At 65.7% G+C, this 25613-nt stretch carries 21 protein-coding genes; 19 read left to right on the top strand and 2 right to left on the bottom strand.

Going from position 1 to position 25613, the window contains the following annotated elements:
* Entirely contained in the window at nt 1-1461 is a 1461-nt protein-coding gene (gene gatB, locus N7L95_RS14875) for an Asp-tRNA(Asn)/Glu-tRNA(Gln) amidotransferase subunit GatB (protein WP_301256028.1), read from the top strand.
* 111 nt (nt 1462-1572) lie between these two features.
* On the opposite strand, the gene N7L95_RS14870 is transcribed toward gatB, so the two are convergent.
* Both N7L95_RS14870 and pyrE read right to left on the bottom strand, forming a co-directional pair.
* On the bottom strand, nt 1573-2277 hold the full coding sequence (locus tag N7L95_RS14870; protein ID WP_301256027.1) for a DUF4124 domain-containing protein: 705 nt from the start codon (nt 2275-2277) through the stop codon (nt 1573-1575).
* Between the two features lie 139 nt (nt 2278-2416).
* Nucleotides 2417-3085, bottom strand: coding sequence for an orotate phosphoribosyltransferase (gene pyrE / locus N7L95_RS14865; RefSeq protein WP_301256026.1), 669 nt, complete (start codon nt 3083-3085; stop codon nt 2417-2419).
* 376 nt (nt 3086-3461) lie between these two features.
* On the opposite strand from pyrE, the gene N7L95_RS14860 reads away from it, so the two are divergent.
* The 18 genes from N7L95_RS14860 to rfbB all read left to right on the top strand — a co-directional run bounded on the left by N7L95_RS14860 (nt 3462) and on the right by rfbB (nt 25558).
* The gene (locus tag N7L95_RS14860) at nt 3462-4268 is read left to right on the top strand and encodes an ABC transporter permease (RefSeq protein WP_301256025.1); all 807 of its coding nucleotides are present in this window, start codon (nt 3462-3464) and stop codon (nt 4266-4268) included.
* A gap of 7 nt (nt 4269-4275) precedes the next feature.
* Entirely contained in the window at nt 4276-4971 is a 696-nt protein-coding gene (locus tag N7L95_RS14855) for an ABC transporter ATP-binding protein (RefSeq protein WP_301256024.1), read from the top strand.
* Nucleotides 4968-6071, top strand: coding sequence for a KpsE/RkpR family capsule polysaccharide export protein (locus tag N7L95_RS14850; protein WP_301256023.1), 1104 nt, complete (start codon nt 4968-4970; stop codon nt 6069-6071). Before N7L95_RS14855 ends, N7L95_RS14850 begins: the two co-directional genes overlap by 4 nt.
* A gap of 74 nt (nt 6072-6145) precedes the next feature.
* Nucleotides 6146-7900 carry a polysaccharide biosynthesis/export family protein gene (locus tag N7L95_RS14845; protein WP_301256022.1) on the top strand — a complete coding sequence of 585 codons (1755 nt, stop codon included), beginning with the start codon at nt 6146-6148 and terminating at the stop codon, nt 7898-7900.
* Nucleotides 7901-7918: 18 nt separating this feature from the next.
* Nucleotides 7919-9220 (top strand): nucleotide sugar dehydrogenase, encoded by a 1302-nt coding sequence (locus tag N7L95_RS14840; RefSeq protein ID WP_301256021.1) that lies wholly within the window; start codon nt 7919-7921, stop codon nt 9218-9220.
* 10 nt (nt 9221-9230) lie between these two features.
* Nucleotides 9231-10292: a Gfo/Idh/MocA family protein gene (locus tag N7L95_RS14835; protein WP_301256020.1), complete on the top strand. Its 1062-nt coding sequence runs from the start codon at nt 9231-9233 to the stop codon at nt 10290-10292.
* 3 nt (nt 10293-10295) lie between these two features.
* Nucleotides 10296-10886, top strand: coding sequence for an acyltransferase (locus N7L95_RS14830; RefSeq protein WP_301256019.1), 591 nt, complete (start codon nt 10296-10298; stop codon nt 10884-10886).
* Between the two features lie 31 nt (nt 10887-10917).
* Nucleotides 10918-12009 (top strand): DegT/DnrJ/EryC1/StrS family aminotransferase, encoded by a 1092-nt coding sequence (locus tag N7L95_RS14825; protein ID WP_301260158.1) that lies wholly within the window; start codon nt 10918-10920, stop codon nt 12007-12009.
* A 7-nt stretch (nt 12010-12016) separates the two neighbouring features.
* Complete coding sequence (wecB, locus tag N7L95_RS14820; RefSeq protein WP_301256018.1) at nt 12017-13111, top strand: non-hydrolyzing UDP-N-acetylglucosamine 2-epimerase; 1095 nt, start codon at nt 12017-12019, stop codon at nt 13109-13111.
* 55 nt (nt 13112-13166) lie between these two features.
* Complete coding sequence (locus N7L95_RS14815) at nt 13167-14510, top strand: hypothetical protein (protein ID WP_301256017.1); 1344 nt, start codon at nt 13167-13169, stop codon at nt 14508-14510.
* Between the two features lie 129 nt (nt 14511-14639).
* Nucleotides 14640-15902 carry a D-glucuronyl C5-epimerase family protein gene (locus N7L95_RS14810; RefSeq protein ID WP_301256016.1) on the top strand — a complete coding sequence of 421 codons (1263 nt, stop codon included), beginning with the start codon at nt 14640-14642 and terminating at the stop codon, nt 15900-15902.
* A gap of 54 nt (nt 15903-15956) precedes the next feature.
* On the top strand, nt 15957-17573 hold the full coding sequence (locus N7L95_RS14805) for a glycosyltransferase (RefSeq protein WP_301256015.1): 1617 nt from the start codon (nt 15957-15959) through the stop codon (nt 17571-17573).
* Nucleotides 17564-18193 carry a pentapeptide repeat-containing protein gene (locus tag N7L95_RS14800; protein ID WP_301256014.1) on the top strand — a complete coding sequence of 210 codons (630 nt, stop codon included), beginning with the start codon at nt 17564-17566 and terminating at the stop codon, nt 18191-18193. Before N7L95_RS14805 ends, N7L95_RS14800 begins: the two co-directional genes overlap by 10 nt.
* Before the next feature lie 51 nt (nt 18194-18244).
* Nucleotides 18245-19357 carry a hypothetical protein gene (locus tag N7L95_RS14795; RefSeq protein WP_301256013.1) on the top strand — a complete coding sequence of 371 codons (1113 nt, stop codon included), beginning with the start codon at nt 18245-18247 and terminating at the stop codon, nt 19355-19357.
* Nucleotides 19354-21111 carry a methyltransferase domain-containing protein gene (locus N7L95_RS14790; protein WP_301256012.1) on the top strand — a complete coding sequence of 586 codons (1758 nt, stop codon included), beginning with the start codon at nt 19354-19356 and terminating at the stop codon, nt 21109-21111. Before N7L95_RS14795 ends, N7L95_RS14790 begins: the two co-directional genes overlap by 4 nt.
* A 5-nt stretch (nt 21112-21116) precedes the next feature.
* Nucleotides 21117-22301 carry a glycosyltransferase gene (locus tag N7L95_RS14785; protein WP_301256011.1) on the top strand — a complete coding sequence of 395 codons (1185 nt, stop codon included), beginning with the start codon at nt 21117-21119 and terminating at the stop codon, nt 22299-22301.
* 32 nt (nt 22302-22333) lie between these two features.
* The gene (locus tag N7L95_RS14780; RefSeq protein ID WP_301260157.1) at nt 22334-24340 is read left to right on the top strand and encodes a capsule polysaccharide biogenesis protein; all 2007 of its coding nucleotides are present in this window, start codon (nt 22334-22336) and stop codon (nt 24338-24340) included.
* A 144-nt stretch (nt 24341-24484) separates the two neighbouring features.
* Nucleotides 24485-25558 carry a dTDP-glucose 4,6-dehydratase gene (gene rfbB, locus N7L95_RS14775; protein WP_301256010.1) on the top strand — a complete coding sequence of 358 codons (1074 nt, stop codon included), beginning with the start codon at nt 24485-24487 and terminating at the stop codon, nt 25556-25558.
* Nucleotides 25559-25613: the final 55 nt, after the last annotated feature.

Genomic DNA, 25613 nt, shown 5'->3' with positions numbered 1-25613 from the left:
ATGAGCACAAGCACGAACAGCAAGCTGGTGCGCGGCTACGAGGTGGTGATCGGCCTCGAGACCCACGCCCAGCTGTCCACCCAGTCCAAGATCTTCTCGGGTGCCAGCACCGCTTTCGGCGCCGCACCCAACACGCAGGCCAGCGCGGTCGACCTGGCGCTGCCCGGCACCCTGCCGGTGATGAACAAGGCGGCGGTGGAGCGGGCGATCCGCTTCGGGCTCGCGGTGGGCGCCACGGTGGCGCCGCGCTCGATCTTCGCGCGCAAGAACTACTTCTACCCGGACCTGCCCAAGGGCTACCAGATCAGCCAGTACGAGATCCCGGTGGTGCAGGGCGGCCAGGTGCAGTTCTACGTCGGCGACCAGGCGCACACCGTGCGGCTGACTCGGGCCCACCTCGAGGAGGACGCCGGGAAGTCGCTGCACGAGGACTACCACGGCCAGACCGGCATCGACCTGAACCGGGCCGGCACCCCGCTGCTGGAGATCGTCTCGGAGCCGGAGATGGGCAGCAGCCAGGAGGCCACCGAGTACGCCCGGGCGCTGCACGCGCTGGTGGTGTGGCTGGGCATTTGCGACGGCAACATGCAGGAAGGCTCTTTCCGCTGCGATGCCAACGTCTCGGTGCGCAAGCCCGGCGCGCCGCTGGGCACGCGGCGCGAGATCAAGAACCTGAACAGCTTCCGCTTCCTGCAGCAGGCGATCGATGCCGAAATCCAGTGGCAGATCGACCAGATCGAGGACGGCCACGAGATCGTGCAGGCCACCGTGCTGTTCGACCCCGACAGCGGCGAGACGCGCGCAATGCGCACCAAGGAAGATGCGCACGACTACCGCTATTTCCCGGACCCGGATCTGCCGCCGCTGGTGATCGCCCCCGACTGGGTGGAGCGGGTCAAGGCCGAGATGCCGGAGCTGCCGCGAGTGATGGCCGAGCGTTTCCAGCGCGACTACGGGCTGCCGGCCTATGACGCGACGATGATGACGCAGAGCAAGGCCTTCGGTGCTTACTTCGAGGCCGCGGCGCGCGCCTGCGGCGCGCCCAAGCTGGTGGCCAACTGGCTGATGGGCGAAGTCTCGCGGCGGCTCAATGCCGAAGGCCGGGAGCTGGCCGACAGCCCGGTGCAGGCGCGGACGCTGGCGCAGCTGATCGGCCGCATTGCCGACCGCACCATCTCGAACAACGGCGCCCGCCAGGTGTTCGACGCCTTGTGGAGCGGCGAGGGCAGCGATGTCGACGCGCTCATCGAGGCCAAGGGATTGAAGCAGGTGTCGGACACCGGTGCGCTGGATGCGATGCTGGACGATGTGCTGGCGGCCAACACCAAGTCGGTGGAGGAATTCCGCGCCGGCAAGGAAAAGGCCTTCAACGCGCTGGTGGGCCAGGCAATGAAGGCCACCAAGGGCAAGGCCGACCCGGCCGTGGTCAACGAGCTGCTGAGGAAGAAGCTCGGCGCCTGAGGCGGGTGGCCGTCTCCGCACGGCCCTCGCTTGCATGCACCGGCAGGCCGGCGTGCCGGCCGGCTGGGTGCTGGCGCTGGCTCCACGGCGAGGTAGGGCCAGCGCCGGGGGTCAGCGCGAGCGGCCGCCGGTGGTGGCCTTGCCGTCGTCTGCCGGCGACGGCGGCAGCGTGCCCGGCGCTGCACCGGCCCACAGGCGGCGCAGCCGCTCCAACTCCTGGTCGAAGATGAAGTTGATGCGCTGCAGTTCGGACTGCTGGTTCTGGATCAGCGTCTTGTGTGCGTCCACCGCCACGTCGACAAATTCCATGGACTGTTTCAGCTTGCCGGGCAGCGGCTTGCCTTTGTAGAACTCCGATTCCGCCAGCAGCGGCTTGCGCTCCTTTTCCAGCTCGGCGATCCGACGCTCGGAGTTTTTGATGGACTGGCGCACATCGTCCAGCGCCGCCTCGCGGGCCGCGCGGTGCTCGGCTTCGGTGGGGTAGCGCGACAGCAGCAGGCGGTCGCGCCGTACCGCGTCCTGCAGGGCCATGCGTTCCTGGGCACGCCGGCGTTCCTTGGCTTCCAGGTCGGCGCGCTCGTCGGCGGTGAGGCTGGGCGGCAGCACACTGCGGGTGGAGCCGTCCTTGTTCATCACGCGCTGCTCGCGGTCCAGGCATTCGATGATGGGCCGGTCGGAGGTCAGCTTGCGGCCCTTGGCGTCGGTGCAGGTGTAGATGCCCTGGGCTGCTGCGGGCAGGCACAGCAGGGCCAGCGCGGCGGCGCCCAGCCAGCCGGCGGCCCGGCACGGAGCCGGGCGGGAGGCGACGCGGCTCATTGGCACTGCGGCAAGGTAGCCGCCGGCACTCGCGGCCGCACGGGGCCCCGGGGGTTCAGCATTCCTGGCAGGAAGCCAGACTCGATCGGCATGACTCAGGTACTCCGCGGCAGCTGGGCGACCGTTGCACAAGGCGTTCCTACACCCCGTAGCGGTCGCGATAGGCAGCCACACTTGCGAAATGCGTGCCCAGCTGCGGATCTGCGTTCGACTGCAGATACTGGAGCAAGTCCGTGAGGGTGGCAATCGCGCAAACACGCAAACCCAGCTGTTGCTCGACCTGCTGGACTGCCGAATATGGGGCATCGTTGCCGTTTTCCGTCGCCTTTTCCTGTCGGTCGAGCGCGATGGCGACGCCGCAGGGCGTGGCGCCTGCGGCCTGGATCATGGTGATGGATTCGCGCACCGAGGTGCCGGCGGAGATCACGTCGTCGATGATCAGCACCTTTCCTGCCACCGGGGCACCGACCAGCGTGCCGCCTTCGCCGTGGTCCTTGGCTTCCTTGCGGTTGTAGGCGTAAGGCACGTTCTTGCCGAGGCGGGCCAGCTCGATGGAGACGGCGGCTGCCAGGGTGATGCCCTTGTAGGCCGGGCCAAACAGCATGTCGAACTGCAGGCCGGCGTCGAGCAGGCGACGGGCGTAGAACTCCGCCAGGCGGCCGAGCTTCGCGCCGTCGTTGAACAGGCCGGCGTTGAAGAAATAGGGCGACAGCCGCCCTGCCTTGGTCTTGAACTCGCCGAAGCGGAGCACGCCGGACTCGACAGAGAACTGGACGAAGGATTGGGCGAGGGGCGAGGTAGTGGGCATGACTTCAGCTACGGACAGTCAGCGCAGGCCCGCGACTGTCATGGTTTGATACGAATTGAATTAGACGGCTGAAGCATTCTAGAGGGACCGTCTGCGGGCACTGTTCGTGAAAAAAGGCCGGAAACGGCGTTGGCGACAGGGGCTTCCAGACAGCAATGGCAAAGATGTCAGTTGATGGGATATCGTCCCATCTGATGCCGAGCGGCTCCAGTGAGGCGTTGCTTTCCGGCCGCTCCACGACTCCGCCTGGTCGGCGCTTGCGCCGTGGTGTCATGGAGGCGCGTGGCCCCTGTTGGCAGCACAAGAGCATGCCGGCTCATGGAGGCGCTCGACCGACCCAGGCGAGCGTGCCCGCATCTTGGCCAAAGGGGGCAGCATGACCGAGCCGCAGGAGAGCCGGCTGTCCAGACGCACTCCGCTGCAAGTACAGCGGGCTGTTCTGTTTGCCTTGTTCGTCCGGGAGTCCAAGGGCCGTTTTGGCGGTCGTTGGCTGGGCATCTTCTGGGTTCTTGCGGAGCCCCTGGCCCACTTGGTTTTCCTGATGCTGGTCTTCGGCGCAGTGCGTCGACACATGTTGCCGGGCATCGATTTCCCGGTCTTCCTGCTGGTCGGGATCGTTCCGTTCTTCACCTTCCGCAACCTCGCTTTACAACTCATGAGCGCGGTGGACGCGAATCGAGGACTGTTCGGCTACCGGCAGGTCAAACCGCTCGACACCCTGGTCTCGCGCGCCATGCTTGAAGTGGCGATCTATAGCGTCGTGTCCTTGAGCATGCTGTTCGTGCTGGGCTGGTTTGGCTTCCAGTGGATGCCCGCCGAGCCCTTGCAACTGCTGGCGGTGCTCGCCTCGGTGACGCTGCTGGGATTTGGAGTGGGCTTGCTGTTTGCTGTGGCGACGGACGAGCTTCCGAACATGAGAGCCTTCATCCGGATCCTGTTCATGCCCTTGTATTTGCTTTCAGCTGTGATGTTTCCAGTCAGTGCCCTGCCGCCGGAGCTGCTGTCCTGGGTGCTGTGGAATCCGGTGTTGCATGCGGTCGAACTTTCTCGCGGGTACTTCTTGCCGCAATACCACGTCATGCCGCAGGTGAGCGCGACTTACCTCGCCATGTGCTCCCTGGTGGCGGTATGTGCCGGCCTGGCCCTGTACCGGGTACGGCGGCACCAACTGCTGGCGAGCTGAAGCACCGATGATCGAGTTGAGGGATCTCACCAAGTCGTACCCCACGCCGCACGGCAGGAGATATGTCTTCCGCAACCTCAACTTCACCTTCCCAGGCGGCACCAGCGTCGGTTTGATCGGCCCCAACGGTGCCGGCAAGTCGACCTTGATGCGACTGCTCGGTGGCATTGACGCCCCTGATTCAGGGGACGTGCACACCGACGAGAGCATCTCCTGGCCGGTGGGCCTCGGCGGCGCGTTTCAGGGCTCATTGACGGGTCGGGACAACGCCAAATTTGTCTGCCGCATCTACGGTGCGACCGGCGAAGCGATGCGTGAGAAGCTGCGCTTCGTCCAGAGCTTCGCCGAGATCGGCGAGTACTTCGACCTGCCGGTGAAGTCCTATTCATCCGGCATGCGCTCGAGGCTCGCCTTCGGGCTCAGCATGGCCTTCGACTTCGACTACTACCTGATTGACGAAGTGATGGCTGTCGGTGATGCTCAGTTCAAGAAAAAGAGCCAGGACGTCTTCCGGACAAAACTGCAGCAAGGGAAGCTCATCCTGGTGTCTCACAACATGAAGGACATTGAGCAGTACTGCGATGTCGTCGTGCTGGTGAATCGTGGTGCCACCACGCTGTACCGGGACGTCAAGGAAGGCATTGCCGCCTACCAGGAAGGGCTGTCCTCACCGGCTGGGCCGCGCACGGGAGCGACCGCATGACCTCGGTGCGTGCCCTGACGCCGCGGCGCCTGAAGATCGCACTGATCCTCGTGCCGATGGTGCTGGCGCTCGTGTACTACCTCTTCCTGGCGGCTGACCGGTACGTCAGCGAGTCGATCGTCACGGTCCGGCGGGCCAACCAGGATGCCGTCAACATACCGGGGGCGGCCCTGCTGCTGGCAGGCGTCAACCCGCCGGCCCGCGAAGACACGCTGTATCTGCGCGAGTACATCCATTCGCTGGCGCTGCTGAAGCGTCTGGACGAGCGCTTCAAGCTGCGCAAGCACTTCGAAGCCGAGCGGATGGATCCCTTCTATCGCTTGTACCCCGGCGCCAGCCAGGAGTGGTTTCTGGCGTACTACCGCGCCCGGGTGGAGGTGCTGTTCGACGACGTCTCTTCGCTGTTGACCGTGCGCGTACAGGGCTTCGAACCGCAACTTGCAGAAGCGTTGAACCGGGCCATCCTGGAAGAGAGCGAGAAGTTCGTCAACGCCTTCTCGCAACGCATGGCGCGTGAGCAGATGGCTTTCGCCGAAGAGGAGTTGAAGCGTGCCGAGCAGCGGCTGCAGGGAGCCAAGAGCCAAGTGCTGGCCTTCCAGGCCAAGAACCGGCAGCTCGATCCGATGGCGCAGGCGCAGGCCAGTGGCGCCCTGGTGGCCGAATTGCAGGCCGGCCTGGCGCGTCAGGAAGCGGAACTGCGGAACCTGCGCAGCTTCCTGAATGAAGACTCGTTCCAGGTGCAGGCGGTGCGTCACCAGGTGGAAGCGTTGCGCAAGCAGCTCGACGAGGAGCGGCTGCGCGCCACCGCGAGCAGCGACGACGCTCGACTCACCGACCAGGCTGCTCGTTTCCGGGATCTCACGTTGCAGGCGGGCTTCGCGGAGGACGCCTACAAGCTGGCCTTGTCGGCGGTGGAGAACGCCCGCATCGACGCGACACGCAAGCTCAAGAGCCTGGTGGTGATCGAGCCACCGGCACGGCCCGAGATTGCCGCGTATCCGAGGCGTGCCTACAACCTGGTGACGCTGTTCATCGTGTGCTGCCTGATCTACGGCGTGAGCCGGCTTGTCGTCGCCACCATCCAGGACCACCAGGATTGACTGCCATGAGCTGCTGCCAACCCGTCCGCTTGAACCCATGGGGCCCAGGTCGGCCGCTGCGCGCAGCACTGGCCGTGGCGCTGGTTGTCCTGTGCTGCCGCTCTCCGGCCAGCGCCCAGGCAGTGGCTGACCCCTTGCAGACCGGGCCGCGCGGCGTGACGCAGATGCCCCCGCTGCAGCGCGGGACGGCGGCCAGCGGCATGCCGGCAAGCGGCTCGGCTTTCGGCACGCAGGCGCCGCCTCTCACCGTGAACGAGCCTGTCACGGTGGCGCCAGTGCCGGCGAACGCGGCCTCGGCACCCGCCTTGATGAGCGCCCCGCTGCCGCCCAATCCGCTGACCTCGGCGCAGCCGGTGATGTTCGGCTCCCAGATCTTCACCGGCCGGTTCGGCGCGGTACCCTTCTCCGGCTTCAACCCCAACTACCAGATTGCGGTGGGCGACCGGGTCAGCGTCCGCATGTGGGGCGCCTTCATCTTCGACGCGACCCAGCCAGTGGACGCACAAGGCAATCTGTTCATCCCGAACGTCGGCCCCATCCGGGTCCTGGGCGTCCGCAATGGCGACCTGAACCGGCAGGTGGAAGCGCAGGTCAAGAAGGTCTTCAAGTCCACGGTGGGCGTCTATGCATCACTCGCCGCTGCGCAGCCGGTGAAGGTCTATGTCACGGGCTTCGTGCGCGCGCCGGGCCTCTACGGCGGGCTGTCGTCCGACTCGGTGCTGTATTACCTCGACCAGGCCGGCGGGATCGACCCGGACCGGGGCAGCTATCTCGAAGTGGACGTGCTGCGCGCCGGGAAACTGCGGGCGAAGTTCAACCTCTACCGATTCCTGCTGGACGGGCAGATCGAACACCTGCAACTGCAGGACGGCGATACGGTGGTGGCCTATCCCCGCAAGCACACCGCCCTCGTCAGCGGTGAAGTGCTCAACCCCTATATCTTCGAATTCGACAACGGCCGCATCAAGGGCAGCGAGCTGCTCGCCATGGCCCGGCCACGGCCCAGCTCGACGCACCTGAGCATCGTCCGCAAGGTGGGTACCGAGCGCCGCAGCGAATATCACCCCTTGAGTGCTGCTGCAGACGTGGTGATCGAGGACGGCGACGAGGTCACCGTCACCTCGGACAAGTACCCGGGGACCATCCTGGTTCGCATCGAAGGCGCCCACCTGGGAGAGCGAACGCTGGTGCTGCCCTACGGTGCCCGGTTGAGCGACGCCCTGGCGCGGCTCAAGCCGGCTCCGCAGGCGAGGCCGGAAGCGGCCCAGCTGTTCCGGAAATCGGTCGCTTCCCGCCAGAAAGAATTGCTCGAGAGTTCCTTGCGCAGCCTGGAGACCTATGCCCTCACGGCCCGCAGTGCCACCAGCGAGGAGGCGGCCTTGCGGACCCGCGAGGCCGAGCTGATCCTGCAGTTCATCCAGCGAGCCAGGACGGTGCAGCCGCGCGGCCAGGTGGTGCTCGCGCAGGCGCCCGATGCTGCGTCCACCTTGCTGGAAGACGGTGACGTCATTCGCATTCCGGAGCAAAGCAACCTGGTGCTGGTCAGTGGCGAAGTGCTGTTTCCCAATGCGCTGGTGCACGAGCCGAAGCTCACTGCCGAGGACTATGTGCGGCGGGCAGGCGGCTTCAACCAGGCGAAGGGCAATGCCAAGCTGATCGTGCTGCGTCAGGACGGCAGCATCTCCGACAGCAGGGACGCTGCCGTGCTGCCCGGCGACGAGATCATGGTGCTCCCGAAGATCGAGACCAAGAACGTCGAGATCACGCGAGGCATCACGCAGATCGTGTACCAAATCGCCGTTGCGGCGAAGGTGTTGTTTGGTCTTTAACTGCAGGATGGGCACCTCATGAAAAGGCAACTCGAAGCGCGCATCAAGGATCGCTCCGCTCGCATTGGCATCGTCGGGCTCGGCTACGTGGGCCTGCCCCTGATGCTGCGTTTCGCCGAAGTGGGGTTTCGCGTTCTGGGATTCGACATCGACACGCACAAGGTGGATGTCCTCAAGAACGGGGGGTCGTACATCGAGCACATCCCTCCGGAGCGCATCGGCATGGCGTTGGAACGCGGCTTCGAGCCCACCACCGATTTCAGCCGCGCCGGTGAGGCGGACGTGCTCATCCTCTGCGTGCCGACGCCGCTCAACCGGTTCAGGGAGCCCGACCTGTCCTTCGTGATCAACACGGTGGAGTGCCTGGTGCCCCATTTGCGCAAGGGACAGCTGCTGTCGCTGGAGTCGACCACGTATCCGGGAACCACCGACGAGGAACTGCTGCCACGTGTGCAGTCGCGCGGCTTCAAGGTGGGGGACGACTTCTTCCTGGTGTTCTCCCCGGAACGCGAGGATCCGGGCAATCCCCACTTCACCACCAAGACGATCCCCAAGGTCTGTGGCGGCCACACCTCGGCCTGCCTCGAGGTGGGCGTGCTGCTGTACAGCCAGGTGATCGACAAGGTGGTCGCCGTATCGAGCACGCGCGCCGCCGAGATGACCAAGCTGCTGGAGAACATCCACCGAGCCGTCAACATCGGGCTGGTCAACGAGATGAAGATCGTTGCCGACAAGATGGGCATCGACATCCATGAGGTGATACGGGCGGCGGCCACCAAGCCATTCGGGTTCGTGCCGTACTACCCTGGGCCCGGGCTCGGTGGCCACTGCATTCCGATCGATCCCTTCTACCTCACCTGGAAGGCGCGCGAATATGGAGTGCACACCCGCTTCATCGAGTTGGCCGGTGAAGTGAATTCCTCGATGCCGGACTATGTGGTGAGCAAGCTGGCTGCGGGGCTCAATGTGCAGCACAAGGCGGTCAATGGCAGCAAGGTGCTGGTGCTTGGCATTGCATACAAGAAGAATGTCGATGACATGCGCGAGTCACCGTCCGTCCTGCTGATGGAGAAGCTGCGCAGCCTGGGGGCTGACGTGCATTACAGCGACCCCCATGTGCCGGTCTTTCCCAAGCTGAGGGAACACTGCTTCGACCTCAGCAGCACGCCCCTGACGGACGACACGCTCGCCTCTTTCGACTGCGTCGTGCTGGCGACCGACCACGATGATTTCGACTACCCGATGATCCTGCGCAGTGCCAAGCTCATCGTAGACACCCGCGGCAAGTTTCCGCACGCCGCTCATGTGGTGAACGCCTGAGGGGACCAGCATGCTGCACTACCCCCCTCCTATCGAAGGCCGGAGGATTCGTTTCGCACTTGTCGGGTGCGGCCGTATCGCAGCCAACCACTTTGGTGCCCTGCAGCAGCATGCCGGTCAGGCGGAGCTGGTCGACGTGTGCGACATCGACAGGTCTGCACTCGACGCGGCCACCCGCCTTACCGGCGCCAGGGGCCACACGTCCCTCACCGGCCTGTTGCAGGCGACCGATGCCGACGTCGTGGTGCTCACCACGCCGAGCGGTCTGCATGCGCGACAGGCGATCGAGGTGGCGCACAGTGGCCGCAGCGTCATGACCGAAAAGCCGATGGCAACTCGCTGGCAGGACGGCATCCGGATGGTGGAGGCCTGTGACACGGCGGGCGTGCGGCTGTTCGTGGTGAAGCAGAACCGGCGCAATCCGACCTTGCAGTTGCTGAAACGGGCGGTGGAGAAGCGTCGTTTCGGTCGCATTTACCTGGTCACCATCAATGTCTTCTGGACCCGGCCGCAGGCGTACTACGACAGTGCCGCCTGGCGCGGTACCTGGGAGTTCGACGGCGGTGCGTTCATGAACCAGGCCAGCCACTACGTCGACCTGCTGGAGTGGCTGATCGGCCCGGTGGAGAGCGTGCAGGCCTATGCCGCAACGCTGGAGCGGAACATCGAGGTGGAGGACACCGGCGTGATCGGCGTGCGTTGGCGCTCGGGTGCGCTGGGCTCCATGAACGTGACGATGCTGACCTATCCCCAGAACCTGGAAGGCTCCATCACGATCCTCGGCGAAAAGGGCAGCGTGCGGGTCGGTGGCCTGGCGGTCAACGAGATCCAGCATTGGGAGTTCTCCGAACCCGATCTCGACGATGAACGGGTCAGGTCGGCAAGCTATGAAACCACCTCCGTCTACGGCTTCGGGCATCCGCTGTACTACGAGAACGTGCTACAGGTGATGCGGGGCGAGGCGCAACCGGAAACCGATGGCCGGGAGGGCCTGCGCTCCCTCGAGTTGCTGACGGCGGCCTACCTGTCGGCCCGCGATGGTCGCCGGGTGCCGCTGCCGCTGGAGCTGTAGACCATGGCGGCGCCTCCTAGCACCATCCACCCGTCGGCGATCGTTGACGAGGGCGCGCGCATCGGTCCCGGCAGCAGGGTGTGGCACTTCACACACGTCTGTGCGCAAGCCCGCATCGGAGAGGGTTGCTCCCTGGGGCAGAACGTCTTCGTCGGCAACGACGTCGTGATCGGCAACAACGTGAAGATTCAGAACAACGTGTCCGTCTATGACGCGGTCACGCTGGAGGACGATGTCTTCTGTGGGCCAAGCATGGTGTTCACCAACGTCTACAACCCGCGCGCGGCGGTCATGCGAAAGAACGAGTACCGCCGTACATTGATCAAGCGTGGCGCAACGCTGGGTGCCAACTGCACCGTGGTGTGCGGCGTGACAGTGGGGGAGTACGCGTTCATTGGGGCCGGTGCGGTGGTCAACCGGGACGTGTTGCCCTACGCGCTGATGTTGGGCGTGCCGGCGCGCCATGCGGGCTGGATGAGCCGGCATGGTGAGAAGCTGGATCTGCCGCTGAGCGGCGAAGGCGAGGCCATCTGCCCGCATACCGGTGAGCGGTATGCGCTGCGGGACGGTCGGTGCATGCGGATGGGCGTTTGATGCGCGCCGGTTTCGTGGAGGGCACATCGTGATCGACTTCATTGACCTGAAAACACAGTATGCAGTGCTCAAGGACGAGATCGACCGCCGGATACGCGGCGTCCTCGAGCACGGCCAGTACATCATGGGTCCCGAGGTGGCAGAGCTCGAAGACGTGCTTGCCCGCTTCGCCGGTGCACGTCATTGCGTGACCGTGGCCTCGGGCACCGAGGCCCTGCTGATCGCCCTGATGGCGCTCGACGTGAAGCCGGGCGACGAGATCATCACCAGCCCGTTCACCTTCATCGCCACCGCCGAGGTGATGCTGCTGCTCGGCGCCAAGCCCGTCTTCGTCGACATCGAGCCCGATACATGCAACATGGACGTGCGCCAGGTGGAGGCGGCCATCACGCCGCGTACTCGTGCCCTGATGCCGGTATCGCTGTACGGCCAGCCCTGCGATATGGACGAACTCGACGCCATCGCCCGGCGCCATGGCCTGGTGGTGATCGAGGACGCTGCCCAAAGCTTTGGGGCGGAGTACAAGGGACGCAAGAGCGGGCATCTGTCAGCCATCGGCTGCACGAGCTTCTTTCCGAGCAAGCCGCTTGGCTGCTATGGCGACGGAGGTGCGCTCTTCACTGACGATGATGCGATCGCACAGGCGGCGCGTGAGATTCGCGTGCACGGCCAGTCGAGCCGGTACCACCATACGCGTCTTGGCGTCGGTGGCCGCATGGACACGCTGCAATGTGCCGTGGTGCTGGCGAAGTTCGGGCGCTTCGAGTGGGAAGTGGCGCGGCGGCTGGCGATCGGCGAGCGCTATAACCGCTTGCTGGACCAGGCGGGCATCCCCCGGGTCACGGTCCGGCCGGATCGCACCAGTGTGTTCGCCCAGTACACCGTGCTGGTGAACGACCGCGCCCGGGTGCAGGAGGGGCTGAAGGCCGCTGGCGTGCCCACGGCGGTGCACTACCCGGTACCGATCCCGCTCCAGCCTGCCTATCGCCTGGTCGGCGCGGAGCAGCAGTTTCCGCATGCAGTGCAAGCGGCGCAGCGGGTGATCAGCCTGCCGATGCACGCCGACCTGAGCGATTCGGCGCAGGACGCGATCGTTGAAGCCCTGGTCCATCAACTGAGCTGAGGACGCCATGAAGATCCTGACGGTGGTGGGCGCCCGCCCGCAGTTCATCAAGGCGGCCGCGGTGTCGCGGGCGATTGCGCATCACAACGAGGGGCGGCCCCGGCGGGCGATCGAGGAGGTCATCGTCCATACCGGGCAGCACTTCGATCACAACATGTCGCAGACCTTCTTCGATGAGCTGTCGATACCGGCGCCGAAGCACCACCTGAGCATCCATGGAGGCGGGCACGGCCAGATGACCGGCCGCATGCTGGAGCAACTGGAAGCGGTATTGCTCGAAGAGCAGCCCGAGTGGGTGTTGGTCTATGGGGACACCAATTCGACGCTGGCCGGCGCGCTGGCTGCCGTGAAGCTGCATATTCCGGTGGCACACGTCGAGGCTGGCCTGCGATCGTTCAACATGCGGATGCCCGAGGAGGTGAACCGGATCGTGGCAGACCGGATCTCGTCCCTGCTGTTGTGCCCCACTGCACAGGCAGTTGCCAACCTGCGCCGCGAAGGGATGGCCGAAGGCGTATTCCACGTCGGTGATGTCATGTACGACGCGGCGATGTTCTACGGCGACAGGGCCGCCGCCGATGCCGCGGTGCTGAATCGCCTGCAGCTGAAGGCGGGCGAATACGTGCTGGCGACTTGCCATCGCGCGGAGAACACGGACGATCCGTTGAGGCTGTGCGGCATTGCGGATGCACTGAACGAGCTGTCGAAGCTGATGCCGGTCGTGCTGCCTTTGCACCCTCGGACCAGGAAGACGCTCCAGTCCCAGCAGATTGCACTGCTGCCAGGCGTGCGCGTGTGCGACCCGGTTTCCTTCCTCGAGATGGTCTGCCTTGAAAGAGCTGCCCGGCTCATCGTCACCGACTCAGGTGGCGTGCAGAAGGAGGCGTACTTTTATGGCGTTCCCTGCGTGACGATGCGGGACGAAACCGAATGGGTCGAGACCGTTCATGCCGGCTGGAACCGCCTTGCCGGGGCCCGGTGCGACGCCATCCTTGAGGCTGTCACCGCGTTCACGAACGGCGTGCTGCCGCCCCGCCCGCCGCTGTATGGCGACGGGAATGCGGGTGCGTCGATCGTCACCAGGCTGGCCGCCCAGGCCTGAAGAAGGCGCCCCGCGCCGCAGCCCCGAAGTCGAGGCCCAACTGCAAGGACAGCACATGCACGCAATACTGACCGCTGACGAACGTACCGTGGACCAAGCCAGGCTGCGACTGCAGGAGATGACGCACACCGCTTTGAAGTGGGACGCGATCTTCAGCAAACGGGTCCGGCAATCGGTCTTTTCTTATGAGAAGGAGCAGGTCTATGACCTGTACTTTCCCCTGCAGCGCGCGGCATACGACACGGTCTACTTGCATGCCTCGGTTCCTCTCTATCGGTCGAGTACCTCCTTCGACCTGCTCGCACGCGCAATGAACGCCGTGGCCGACGGCGGGCGGCTCTTCGTCGAGCAAGAACTTTTGTGTGAGCTGGAGAGCGAAGGACGCTTGGACCGGGCGGGACTCGACATGGCCCTCGGCCCCCCCGACGAAACGCATGACCACTTTCTCGTCTATCGAGCGAAGAAAAGGCGGGTGCCGGAAGACAAGTCCATCCTGGGCTGGTATTACAACCAAAGGGGAAATATCGTCGAGGCGAACGTCACTGGCGGGTTGATGGTGGGCAAGTCGGCCGAAATGGCATCAGCGGTCATGCGACGCCTGCTGTACCCCGGGGCGCCACTTGATCTCGCGCCGAAGCGTCTGCCGCGCAAGATCATTTCCGACATCGTGGCACAGGTCCGGGCTTCGCCGGTGGCACCACAGCCGGTCGACATTGCGGCGGAGAAGCTGGAAGGGATTTCCTATGCCTGGAACTGGGAGGTCCATGGCGCCAAGTTCAAGCAGTACCAGGAATCGTGGGAGAACTACCTCATTCCAGGCACGCTCTACAAGGCGGCGGGCATTGGCGCACTGCTGAAGCGCAGCTATCCGGATCGGAAGGACCTCTCATTCCTGGAGCATGGCGGCAATGCCGGGCTGCTCACCGCGCAGCTGCTGCTTGATCTGCCCGAGATGCTGTCGCTGGCAGTGTGTTGCGAAATCGATGTGGTGCCGCTGATCAACGCCAACCATCTCTTCAATCACTACGAAGATCGCCTCCTGGACAAGATGTATGTCTGGAACGCGGCCTGCGACGGGTTTTCCTATGACCGCCAGTTCTCGGTCATTGCCTTTGTCCACATGTTGCTCTACGCCCGGCGGGACCTGTTGCCCCAGACGCTCTCCGCAGCCTGGGAAGCGCTTGAACCCGGCGGCATGCTGCTGGTGCTGGAAAACACGCACCCGCCCACGCTGCTGAATGGCACGGATGGGGACATCATGTTCCATGTTGAGGAACTGGAGGCCTACCTCGACGCATTCGGGGCGGTGCAACGGGCATTTCCTTCCAGCGGCGCACCGGCGACGGCAGAAGACGGCAAGCGGCACCCCCTGATCCGGTATGTGCGCAAGCCGGCATAGCCGGTTCCGGCATGTGCGGCTCGAACAAGCAGGCTTGAATCGATGTCAATCAACCTAGGCCTTCTCTCGGAACCTCGGCAGCAGCTGTACAGGTATTACGGGCTCTGCTTCTCTCCAGAGGGCGTGCCGATGAAGCGGGTGGACGCGGACAGGACTGTCTTTCATCCCATTCTCGCGGCATATCTCATCAAGGACTTTGTCGACGCGGCCGGTAAGGCCAGGATGCCAGAAGCGATCGAGTCTGCCAGGGATGTGGCCGACAAGGCTCTGGCGCTGGCGAGTCCGTATAGCCATGGCAGCCTGGTGTACTGGTATGAACCTGGCAGCGGACTGTCCGAAATGCCGAGAAGATTCTATTCAGGCCTGACGCAAGCATGGTTCGTGCGGGCCCTGTCGGCGCTGCAGACGGTCGCTGACGGGTATTCCGAGCAGGCAGCCTCGTTTTTCAATAGCCTCGCTGTACCTCTGCAGGACGGCGGGCCGCTGCTCGAGCACGACTTTGGATGGGTTGTGGAGGAGTATCCGTATGACCCACCGCTTTACACGCTGAACGGCTGGCTGACGATGCTGCGTCTTCTTCTTGAGGGCGGCGAATCACTGGAACGGCTCCCCGGCTTCGAACCGTTCGTCATCAATAACCTGCGGGCGGTGAAGCGGCTGCTGCCCTTGTACGACGCGGGTTTCATCAAGAACTCGCGTTACCAGCTGACGGGATTCACCCGCGTCCGGCTGGTTCTCTCGAAGGCTGTCGGCGCGACGGTCAAAAGCTTCACCATGACGATTCCGTCGCAAACGCCCCGCCAAGGGGAACTCAACGCCAAGGCCGGCGGCCGTTGGGGAAACTATCTCGAGAGGAGCGAGGGGAGGATCCTGCAGTTCAATGTACTGCAGAGCCTGATTTCCTTTCCGGTCGAGAACCTGTTCAGTTGCGAATTGGACCTGCATGGTGCGTGCACGATCACCGTCTTTGTGGGGGACGGAGACTACGACCCGTTGTCGACCGGGATGCCGACAAAACGATGGAGACAGGTCGCGGAGTTGAATGTCGCCCCGGGGCGGCATGAAATCGCCGTTCCGCTTCCATGGGACGACAGAAACCTTTTTGCCTACCCGACGAACTTCAAGAAATCACTCAAGGGGCAGGGAAACAAGACCTACAACTCCTACCATTTCGTTCACATCATGGACCTTGCTTCGCTATATCACTGTACCGGCGAGGAGATGTTCAAGGAGTATGCCTTGCGCTGGAGTGAATATGTCGCGGGATGGCCGGAGCTGCCTTTCCTTCCCGCCGAGAAGTTCTCACACGCTCATTTCGACGGAGACAAGTTCTTCGAACGAGTGGAATCCTATTTGACACAGCCGGTCCGCAAGCTGCGCACCCTGTCCTGAAAGCGAATCTCAACAGTGCCTCTGCCAGGCGGGGGCGATAAGGGCTTCACCGACATGAAGGTTTGCAAGGTAGTGTTCAACTCGGTGTCCCACGACGCCAGGGTGCTGAAGGAGGCGCAGGCCATCCGTGACCTGGGACATGACGTGGTGATCCTCGGCATCCAGGACGCCAACAACCGTCGACCGATTGATGTCCTGGAGAACGGAGTCGCCATCCGCCGCGTGGCCTGGAACAGTGCCGTCATGCGACCTGTGCCATGGGCGTACGCGGGCATGGCACTCCTGCTGGTGGCGGCTGCAGCCCTGCTCTACTGGGGTATCGTGGAACTCGCGGCGCGTTGGCCGCAGCTCACCGCTGCGGTGCTGTCCTGGCTGACATGGCACCGGTCTCTCATGATCGTGCTGACCTTGAGCGCCGGGTTGGCATTGGCGGGATTGGGTCGCTCTTATGTGCGGCGGCGACGCTCCTTCAAGAGCATCAGCAAACGTGAAAACGACGAAGCACTGAAGTACCAGGCCGAACTCGAGAAGTACCACCGTAGCCGTGCGGCACCGGTGGTTCCACCGGACGCCGTGCCGAGCCCCGCAGCCGAGCTGGCACGGGAGCGCCGCCCCCCAGCCGCAAGGCGGCGCCATGCCAACTGGTGGCACCGCGTCCAGCCACGACCCTTGATGTCCGGCCTGCAGCGCGCGTTGACCGCTGCCTCGCTGCGCCGGTGGAAGACGATCTGGGCACGCGAATCGCGCATTCGCCGTGTGCTTGAATCGGAAAGACCCGATGTCATCCATGCACACGATGTCACCGCCTTGGCGGTGTGCGCGGAATACAAGCGACGGCACGGCTGCAGGCTGGTGTTCGACGCCCACGAGGTGTATGACCACCTGGCACAGTCGGAGGACGAGCTGGCCGAGATCAATGGCAAGGTGATGCGCAAACACCAGGACGATGCAGACACCTTCGTGACGATCAACGAGAGCATCGCCAACTACTACCGCACCAATTACCCCGGTTTCCCGCGGGCGATCGTGGTCAAGAACGCCGCTCCCCGCGCCCCGCTGTTCGACTATGACGGTCGCTTGCACGAAGTGGCGCGGCTCGACCGCTCCAGGCGCATCCTGATCTACCAGGGCGGCTACGCACCAAAGCGCGGCTTGTTGCCTCTGCTGTTGTCCAGCGAGTACCTGACGGAAGACTGGACGCTGGTTTTCATGGGCTGGGGCCGCCTGGAAACGGAACTGCGGCGCGCTGCCGATGCCCTATGCACCCGTGCTCCGGAGCTGGAGCAACGCATCCGCTTCGTCCCCAAGGTGCCGCAGCGGGAACTGCCGCTGTGGACCGCGGGCGCTACCTTGGGTGCCATCCCGTACGAAAACGTCGGGTTGAACCACTGGTTCTGCACGCCGAACAAGCTGTGGGAGTATCCGAACGCCGGGGTCCCCATCATCGCCAGCCCCTTTCCGGAATTGCGCCGCATCATTGAGCCGAACGAGATCGGTTGGTTCCTGCCGGACCCCTTGTCACCGAAGGCCATCGGCGCGGCTGTCAACGCCTTGACGCCGGAGATGCTGCTCGCGGCGCGGGCAAGGTGCCTGGAGTTCATCGCGTCCGATAACTGGGATCTCTACAGCAAACGCCTGCAAGCGGCGTACGGGAGCCTTCAATGCGCATGATCACTCGCCTGGCGAAAGCGCAGTTGCTGAGCCAGTCACTGGACGCGGCCCTGACGGTCGAGACCTTGCCTGACGGCGAGTGGTCGGCCATACAGATGTTCGAGACGGTGCGCATCGTCACGGCCCACTACGAGGCGGGGCGTGTCACCCGAGCGTGGGCGTGCCAGGTGCTGGCCGACCAGGTTCAACGTGTCTGCGAGGCACTGGCACAGGGCCGCATCGGCGTTGCGGAATGCAACCGGCACGTGCTCACCCTGATCCAGCACCTGGAGCTGCTGCGTCGTTTCCGCCGAGGGCTGTTCCCGAGCCAGGTACCGCTGGTGTTTTCTGGCTTGCAGCTGGGCAGCCAGTTCCTTCCGGGCATCAAGCTGGCCGGCATCTCGTTCCATTCCTGCGATTTCTCGGGGGCTTCGCTGGCTGGCAGCCAACTGCGAGACGGCAGCTTCACCGCCTGCAATTTCGACGATGCCGACATGGCACGCGCTGCCTTCGCCCGCATGGAGTTCCGGGGTTGCTCCTTTCGTCGCGCTGCTTTGAATGATGCGGACTTTCGGACCTGCCGACTGCTGGGCTGCAATCTCGACGAGGCCTCGGTGGACGGCGCCAAGGGCCTGGGTTGAGCCGAAAGGCGGTCCGCAGCGCGGCCAGAGCCGGAGAGACGGGAGACTGCCATGATCAATGATCTGAGGACGCTGCTGTCGGGTCTGTTGGAGCAGTTCGAGGCGTCGGAAGGTCGCAGCCCCGATGCCTACTGGGAGGCGGCCCTGTTCCAGCCGATGGCTGCCGGCAAGTACCTCAGTGCGGTGACGACGCTGGTGCGTACCGGGCTGCTGAAGGCGGAGGTGGCGGGCCGCCGACTGCGATGGAGCCTGCCGACCCTACGGCAGGCGGCCGTGCCATCCCCGGGCGGAGAAGGCTGCAGCTGGGGACTGGGCTTTAGCTGGCGGGAACTGCCCGCCACGGAGCCGTTTCTCATCACTTCGGCGCTGGTGACCCGGGGCTTGTGCGACGCGGCCGCTGCGCTGCCGCAGGAGCGCGAGGTCGTGGATCTCGCTGAGCAGGCCTTGCGTGGCCTGGACAGCTGGTGCACCCGGTGGCTGGCACACGATGCGCAGACCGGTGATGCGATTCCCGCCTACTCGCCTGGCATCCGCCGTGCGATCTACAACGCCGCAGCGGTCGCCTGGTCGGTGTTGCTGGACCATCGTCCCGAGCGGCAGCGGGAAGCTGCCGAGGGCTTGAGCCGCCTCTGGGCGTGCCGCATGCCGGGAGCGGGCTGGTGTTACGAGGCAGGCAACGGTGTCGTCGACCTGCTTCACCAGGCCTATCTTTTTGGCGCCATGCGGTCGGTGGTGTCGGCCGACGACATCGAGCCGCACATGCTGTCCACCTTTTCGCAGTTCTCGGCGTCGACGACGTGGCTGGACGTGGTGCATGTGGTGGAGCACCAGCCACTCGGACAGATCGGCCATCGCTGGGCCCGCCATGCCGGCGCTCACTGGCTCGTGCTGGATGCACGCCCGGCGCGCCTGTGGTCGCTGGGCGAATTGCTGCGGGTGCTGTCCGAGGCGGCCACGGCGGGCCAGTCCGCCCATTGGTTGACGCGTGCCGGCGGGGTGGCCGCGGACGTGCTGCGACGTGCGGGAGCGCCGGGCGAGCGTGAGATGGTTTTTGGCCGGCACACCATGCACCTCGCGCATGGGCTGGCCGCCTACATCGCGGCCAAGCGCGCGTCGCATCAGGCCGTCGATGCAGCGGTCCCCGGGGCAGGAGCGGGCGCATGAGGCGGCTACCGGGCTGCCCGCTGTCTGCCTGGGCCGACGGCCGGGCCACGCTTGGCGAGCGGCCAGACCTCAGTCTGCGCGGGGAAGCCGGCTGGGCGCGCTTCGGCATCCGGGACCCGGTGCCGTTGATCGACGCGGACGGCCAAGCCGTGGCGGATGGTGATGGGCGCCTGACCTTGTTCTTCAATGCGCGAAGCGCGCCGGTGGAGCACGGCGGCGTCACTTGCGTGGGTGTCGCCCATGGGCGGCCTGCCGAAGGCTGGAGGGTCGATCCCGAGCCGGTCTTCCAGGACGGACCCTATGCTGCGCTCGGCAGTGCGCTGCAACTCGCGCCCGACCACTACCGGCTCTACTACAGCCCGGACACCTTGCAGGGGTTCCGGATGGCTTCGTCCGTCGATGCTCGTTCGTGGCACCTCGGCCATGCCGGAGCGCTGATCCTGAAGCCGAAGGATTTCGGCATTCGCCGCATGGGACTGCCGTTCGTGCGCCGTATCGAGGGGCGGTGGGTGATGTTGTTCGAAGGCGTGGACAACGGCGCCTTCCACCTCTACATGGCCCAGTCCGGTGACGGTGTGCACTGGGAGCCGAGCCATGGAGGCCGGCCCATCTACCAGCCAGCGGCTGGCGCCTGGGACGCCTACGGGCAGGCCAATCCCAGCCTGTACCAGCATCTGCAGGCGGACGGCAGGGCGGTGTTCTCCATCCTCTACAACGGATGCTCGAGCCTGTATGCCTGGGATGTGGGCTTGCTGAGCGCAGAGGGCATCGACGGCCCCTGGCAGGGCCGTCCGGCGCCCCTGCTGAGACGCGGGCCGCCGGGAACCTGGAACGGATGCCGGGTGGAGGGCGCGCGCTTGATCGAGCGTGCTGGGGAGGTGGCGGGCCTGACCTACTTCGGACTGCCGACGCAGGACTCCTATGCCGGGGGGCAGATTGCCTTTGCCTGCCTTGAAACGACAGAAGTCCTGCCGGCCTTCGCCCGGGACGCGGCGCAGTCCAACGCCCAGGCCGAGCGCCGGTACAACGCGGGGCTGGCCCGCCGGTATTTCGATGTCTGGGACCACTACCCGATACAGAGGTACACGACCGAATTCGAATCGGACGCCATGCGCCGCTCCATCCCGCCGGCATCCCGGGTGGTGGTGCTCGGCAGTGGTGGGGGCCGCGAACTGCCCGCGCTCATCGAGCAGGGCTGCGACATCACCGCGGTCGATATTTCGCCCGACATGCTGGAGGCCGGCCGGCAGCGCTATCCCGGGCTGCCCATCCAGTGGGTCGAGGCCGATCTCCACGACCTGCCCGATTCGCTCACGGGCTTTCACGCGGCCGTCTGCCTCGGTGCGGTGTTCAATTACCTGCGAGAGCCGGAGGTGTTTCTTGCGGCAGCGCGCGACTGCCTGACAGAGCAGGGCGTGCTGCTTCTGTCGGCCATCAACGCCCGGCATCCGAGCGAGCCGGCGGCCGATGCCCGGCTGTCGGATGGCCGGTGGCGGCGGCTGTACACCGTCGACGCGCTCCGCGCCCTGGTGGAGGCGGCTGGCTTTCTTGTCGAGCGGGTCGATGGCCTGCGCTTCCTGGTCGACCTGCTGCCATCGGAATGGAACCGGGGCGAGTCGGCGTCGACGCCGCAGGGACAAATCCTGAGCCGTCTGCTGCAGGACGAGCGTCGCCTCTCCGAGCACCTCGTCGCTGATCGCGCGAAGTTCATCCTGCTGCTGGCCCGACGCGGCACGCCGCCGGGCAGGGAATGAACTGTATGCATGCCGTCAATTCCCTTCCCTGCGATTCCTGGCGTGACGCACCCCGGCCCGGGCGCCGCCTGCTGGCGACGATGCTGGTCGACGACGACATCGAAGGAGACAAACGCGTGCAGCAGGCGGCCACGGAGCTCGGCCAGGCACTGCGCGTCGTGGACATCCGGGACAGCGTGGCGCCCGGGCTCTGGCTGCGATGGCGTGTCTTGGCGCAGGTGACGCGGTTGATCCTGCAGGGCTTGCGCGAGCCGCGGCGGCGCCGTGAACTGCTGGCTCCGGATCTTGACGCGGCTCGCCTGTCGCGCTTCCCGCTGAGCGGACTGCTGGCCTGCATGCGCTGGCTGACTCACGCGGTGGGAACAGCGCAGAAGCTGCGGGCAATGAATCCCGAGGGTGAGCCGTGGCACATCCACGCCCACGACTTGTATTGCGCCGTGGCGGCCGTTCTTGGGCCGATGCCCCCCGGCAGTCGCCTGGTCTATGACGCGCATGAGCTGGAGATTCATCGGAACCGCAAGGTCGGCTGGGTGCGGGTGCTCATCGAGCATGCGCTGGAGCAACGCGTCCTCCAGCACACGGACGAGCTGCGTGTGGTCAACCACCGCATCGCCGACACGATGGGCCGCTGGTATCGACTCCCGCAGGTGAGCTCGGTGCACTACAACGATCACTACCCGCACCACCCCGTCAGCGTGCCGCCCCCTGGGGAGCGGCCGACGCTGGTCTACATCGGCAAAGGGGTGCACGGCAGGTTGCTGGAGCGACTGGACCGTCCGGCCGATCTTCTGGGCTTCGATGTCTCGGTCTACCTGCTGGGCAGCGCGCTGCCCTCCTCGATCTCCGGGAAGTACTGGCAGCATGGGCCGCTGCATTACGAGGCAGATCTGCTGGCCCGGGTGGCCTCGCGCCGCTGCCTGATGTGGTGCTGCGCGGAGTCGCTGTCGTTGAGCTACCGGCTGGCAACGCCGAACAAGTTCTTCCAGGCGCTGGCGGTTGGCATGCCGGTGCTGGCGGCCCAAGGGACCTATCTGGCCGATATCGTGAGCGAACACGGCATCGGCGCTGTCTTCGAAGGCGGCAACCTCGGGGACATCGCCGCGCGAACCCGGACTGCCGAGTTCGAAGGATGGGTGGCCCGGGTCGTGCACTTCCGTGAGCGCTTGCGGCGCGGCGAGGTGCGGATTTGAGGCGGGGTGCGCAGGTGCCACCCCGGTTGCAGGTGTCCGGCCTCGACATTGGCTTGTGGAGCCAGCCGCACCTGCAGCGTCTCCTTGGGCATGCCATCACGGTGAGACCCGGCAGTGGCCATCCCGGCGAGGTGGTCCACATCGGCTGGGGCATGCGCCGCAGCGGCGTACGGGCTGCTGCACGGGCTGCCGCTGCCGGGCAGGCCTGCTGGCGGCTGGAGGACGGCTTTCTTCGCTCACTCGGGCTGGGGCGTCGCGCGCTGGCGTGGTCGGTACTGGTGGATGACATCGGCATCTACTATCGAGCCGACCACCCTTCCCGCCTGGAAGCGCTGGTGTCGACGCCGGCCTCACCGGAGCAGGCTGGCCGTGCCGCTGCCCTGGCGGCCGGCTGGTGCCGGCTGCGGCTGTCCAAGTACAACCATGCGCGGGAGGCCGCACCGCCGGTGCCGGACCCGTATGTGCTGGTGGTCGATCAGACCTTCGGCGACGCTTCGGTGCGCTATGGAATGGCCGATGAAAGCAGCTTCCACCGGATGCTCGAGGCGGCGCTGGACGAGCACCCCGATGTGCCTGTGTTGCTCAAGGTGCATCCGGACGTCATCTCCGGGCGCAAGCGCGGACACTTCGACCGCGGCCTCACTCGTGGCGCAGCAACCCGGGTGGTGCTGCTTGCGGACGACGTCCACCCTCCTTCGCTGATCGAGCCGGCGTTGGCCATCTACACCGTGACCTCGCAAATGGGTTTCGAGGGGCTGCTATGGGGCAAGCCGGTGCGCACGTTCGGGATGCCGTTCTATGCCGGCTGGGGCCTGACGAACGACGACCTGCCTGCGCCACAGCGGCGGCGCCTGGGGCACCGCGTGGTGCTGCATGACCTGGTCCATGCGGCGCTGGTTGGCTACCCTCGCTACCTCGATCCGGAGAGGCTCGAGCCTTGCGCCCCGGAACGGTTGATGGAGTGGATGGGGCTGCAGCGGCGCATGCGCGAGCGCTTTCCCCGACAGGTGTACGGCCTCGGCTTTTCCCGCTGGAAGAAGCCCATCGTGCGTGCCTTCATGGCTGGCAGCGAGGTGCGCTTCGTCGCGGAGGGCAAGGCCGTGCCTGCGGACGCCGCGGTGGCGGTGTGGGGTTGCCGGCCCACCGAGGTGGATGACGGGTTGCGCCCGCCGGCTGCACCTCACCATGCGGGCTCGATGGTGGTCCGCCTGGAAGACGGCTTCCTCCGGTCCGTTGGCCTGGGGGCCGACCTGGTGCGCCCGCTATCGTGGGTGATGGACCGTCAGGGCCTCTACTACGACGCAACGCGCCCCTCCGACCTGGAGAGCCTGCTCCAGACCACTGTCTTCGACCTCCCACTGCTGCAGCGGGCGCAGGCGCTGCGCCAGCGCATCGTGACGGCCGGCCTGAGCAAGTACAACGTCGGCGCTGGCGGCTGGACCCGCCCCCCGGTGGCCCGGCCGGTGGTGCTGGTGCCCGGGCAAGTCGAGGCCGATGCCTCGTTGCGCTTTGGCGCGCCGGGGATCCGCACCAACCTGGAGCTGCTGCGGGCTGCCCGCGACGCCGCTCCCGATGCCTACCTGGTCTACAAACCGCATCCGGACGTGGTCGCCCGCTTGCGGCGTGCCGGGGTCGGCGAGGCCGAGGTCCGGCGCTACTGCGACGAAGTGGTGATTGATGCACCGATCCACGTGGTGCTCGATGCCGTGGATGAGTTGCACGTGCTCACTTCGCTGGCGGGGTTCGAAGGACTGATGCGAGGCAAGCGGGTGACCTGCCACGGCTGTCCCTTCTATGCCGGCTGGGGGCTCACCCAGGACCGGGTCGCGCTGCCCCGCCGTAGCCGCCGGCTGAGCCTGGACGAACTGGTCGCGGCGGTGCTCATCCTGTACCCTACCTATGTCAGCCGCACCACCGAGGCCTTCACCACGCCGGAACGGGCGCTCGACGAACTACTGGCCTGGAAGGCTCGGGGCCAGGGCCCGGTACCGGTCTGGCGCCGGTTGTTGCGCTGGGCGCTGAGTCGGCGGCCCGCATGAGGCAGCGATGCGGCCCGGCGCCGCGGCAGTCTGGAATCCCCGCTGGACGTCTCGTCCTGTGGTGGGACAATTGTTCGACGGCACGCGGCCGCAGCGCCGAGCCCACCCCCTCCCCGCCCCCCGCCCGGCAAAGGTAACGCTCGCATGATCCTCATCACCGGCGGCGCCGGCTTCATCGGCAGCAACTTCATCCTCGACTGGCTGGCCCAATCCGACGAGCCGGTGCTCAACCTCGACGCCCTCACCTACGCCGGCAACCTGCGCAACCTCGCTTCCCTGCAAGGCGACCCGCGCCACCGCTTCGTCCACGGCGACATCGCCGACCGCGCGCTGGTCGACCGGCTGCTGGCCGAGCACCGGCCACGCGCCATCGTCCATTTCGCCGCCGAAAGCCACGTCGACCGCTCCATCCTCGGCCCCGCCGCCTTCGTGCGGACCAACGTCGAAGGCACCTTCACCCTGCTGGAGGCCGCCCGCGCCTACTGGGCCTCCCTGCCCGGAGCCGACGAGCGCGCCGCCTTCCGCTTCCACCACGTCTCCACCGACGAGGTGTACGGCTCGCTCGGGCCCACCGACGCGCCGTTCGCCGAAACCCATCCCTACGAACCCAACAGCCCCTACTCGGCCAGCAAGGCCGCCAGCGACCACCTGGTGCGCGCCTGGCACCACACCTACGGCCTGCCGGTGGTCACCACCAACTGCTCCAACAACTACGGGCCCTTCCACTTTCCGGAGAAGCTGATCCCGTTGATGATCGTCAACGCGCTGGCCGGCCAGCCGCTGCCCGTTTACGGCGACGGGCTGAACGTGCGCGACTGGCTCTACGTCAAGGACCATTGCGCTGCGGTGCGCACCGTGCTCGCCCACGGCCGCCCCGGCGAGACCTACAACATCGGCGGCTGGAACGAGAAGACCAACCTCGAGATCGTGCACACCATCTGCGACTTGCTCGATGAACTGCGGCCCGATGCCACCGGCCCGCGGCGTCGCCTCGTCAGCTTCGTCAAGGACCGCCCCGGCCACGACCGCCGCTACGCCATCGACGCCCGCAAGATCGAACGCGAACTGGGCTGGCGGCCGGCCGAGACCTTCGAGTCCGGCATCCGCAAGACCGTGCAGTGGTATCTCGACCATCCGGACTGGGTCGCCGAGGTGCAAAACGGCAGCTATCGCGACTGGCTGGCCACCCAGTACGCCGGCAGCGGGGCCGCGCCATGAAGCCCGCCGCCGGCACACCGGCAGCGACTGCCTCGGCGCCATCCCGCCTGCCGGC

It is taken from the genome of Eleftheria terrae (assembly GCF_030419005.1).
Taxonomy (GTDB): domain Bacteria; phylum Pseudomonadota; class Gammaproteobacteria; order Burkholderiales; family Burkholderiaceae_C; genus Caldimonas; species Caldimonas terrae.
The sequence above is the reverse complement of the archived record's forward strand: the minus strand, read 5'-3'. Positions and strand labels throughout refer to the sequence as shown.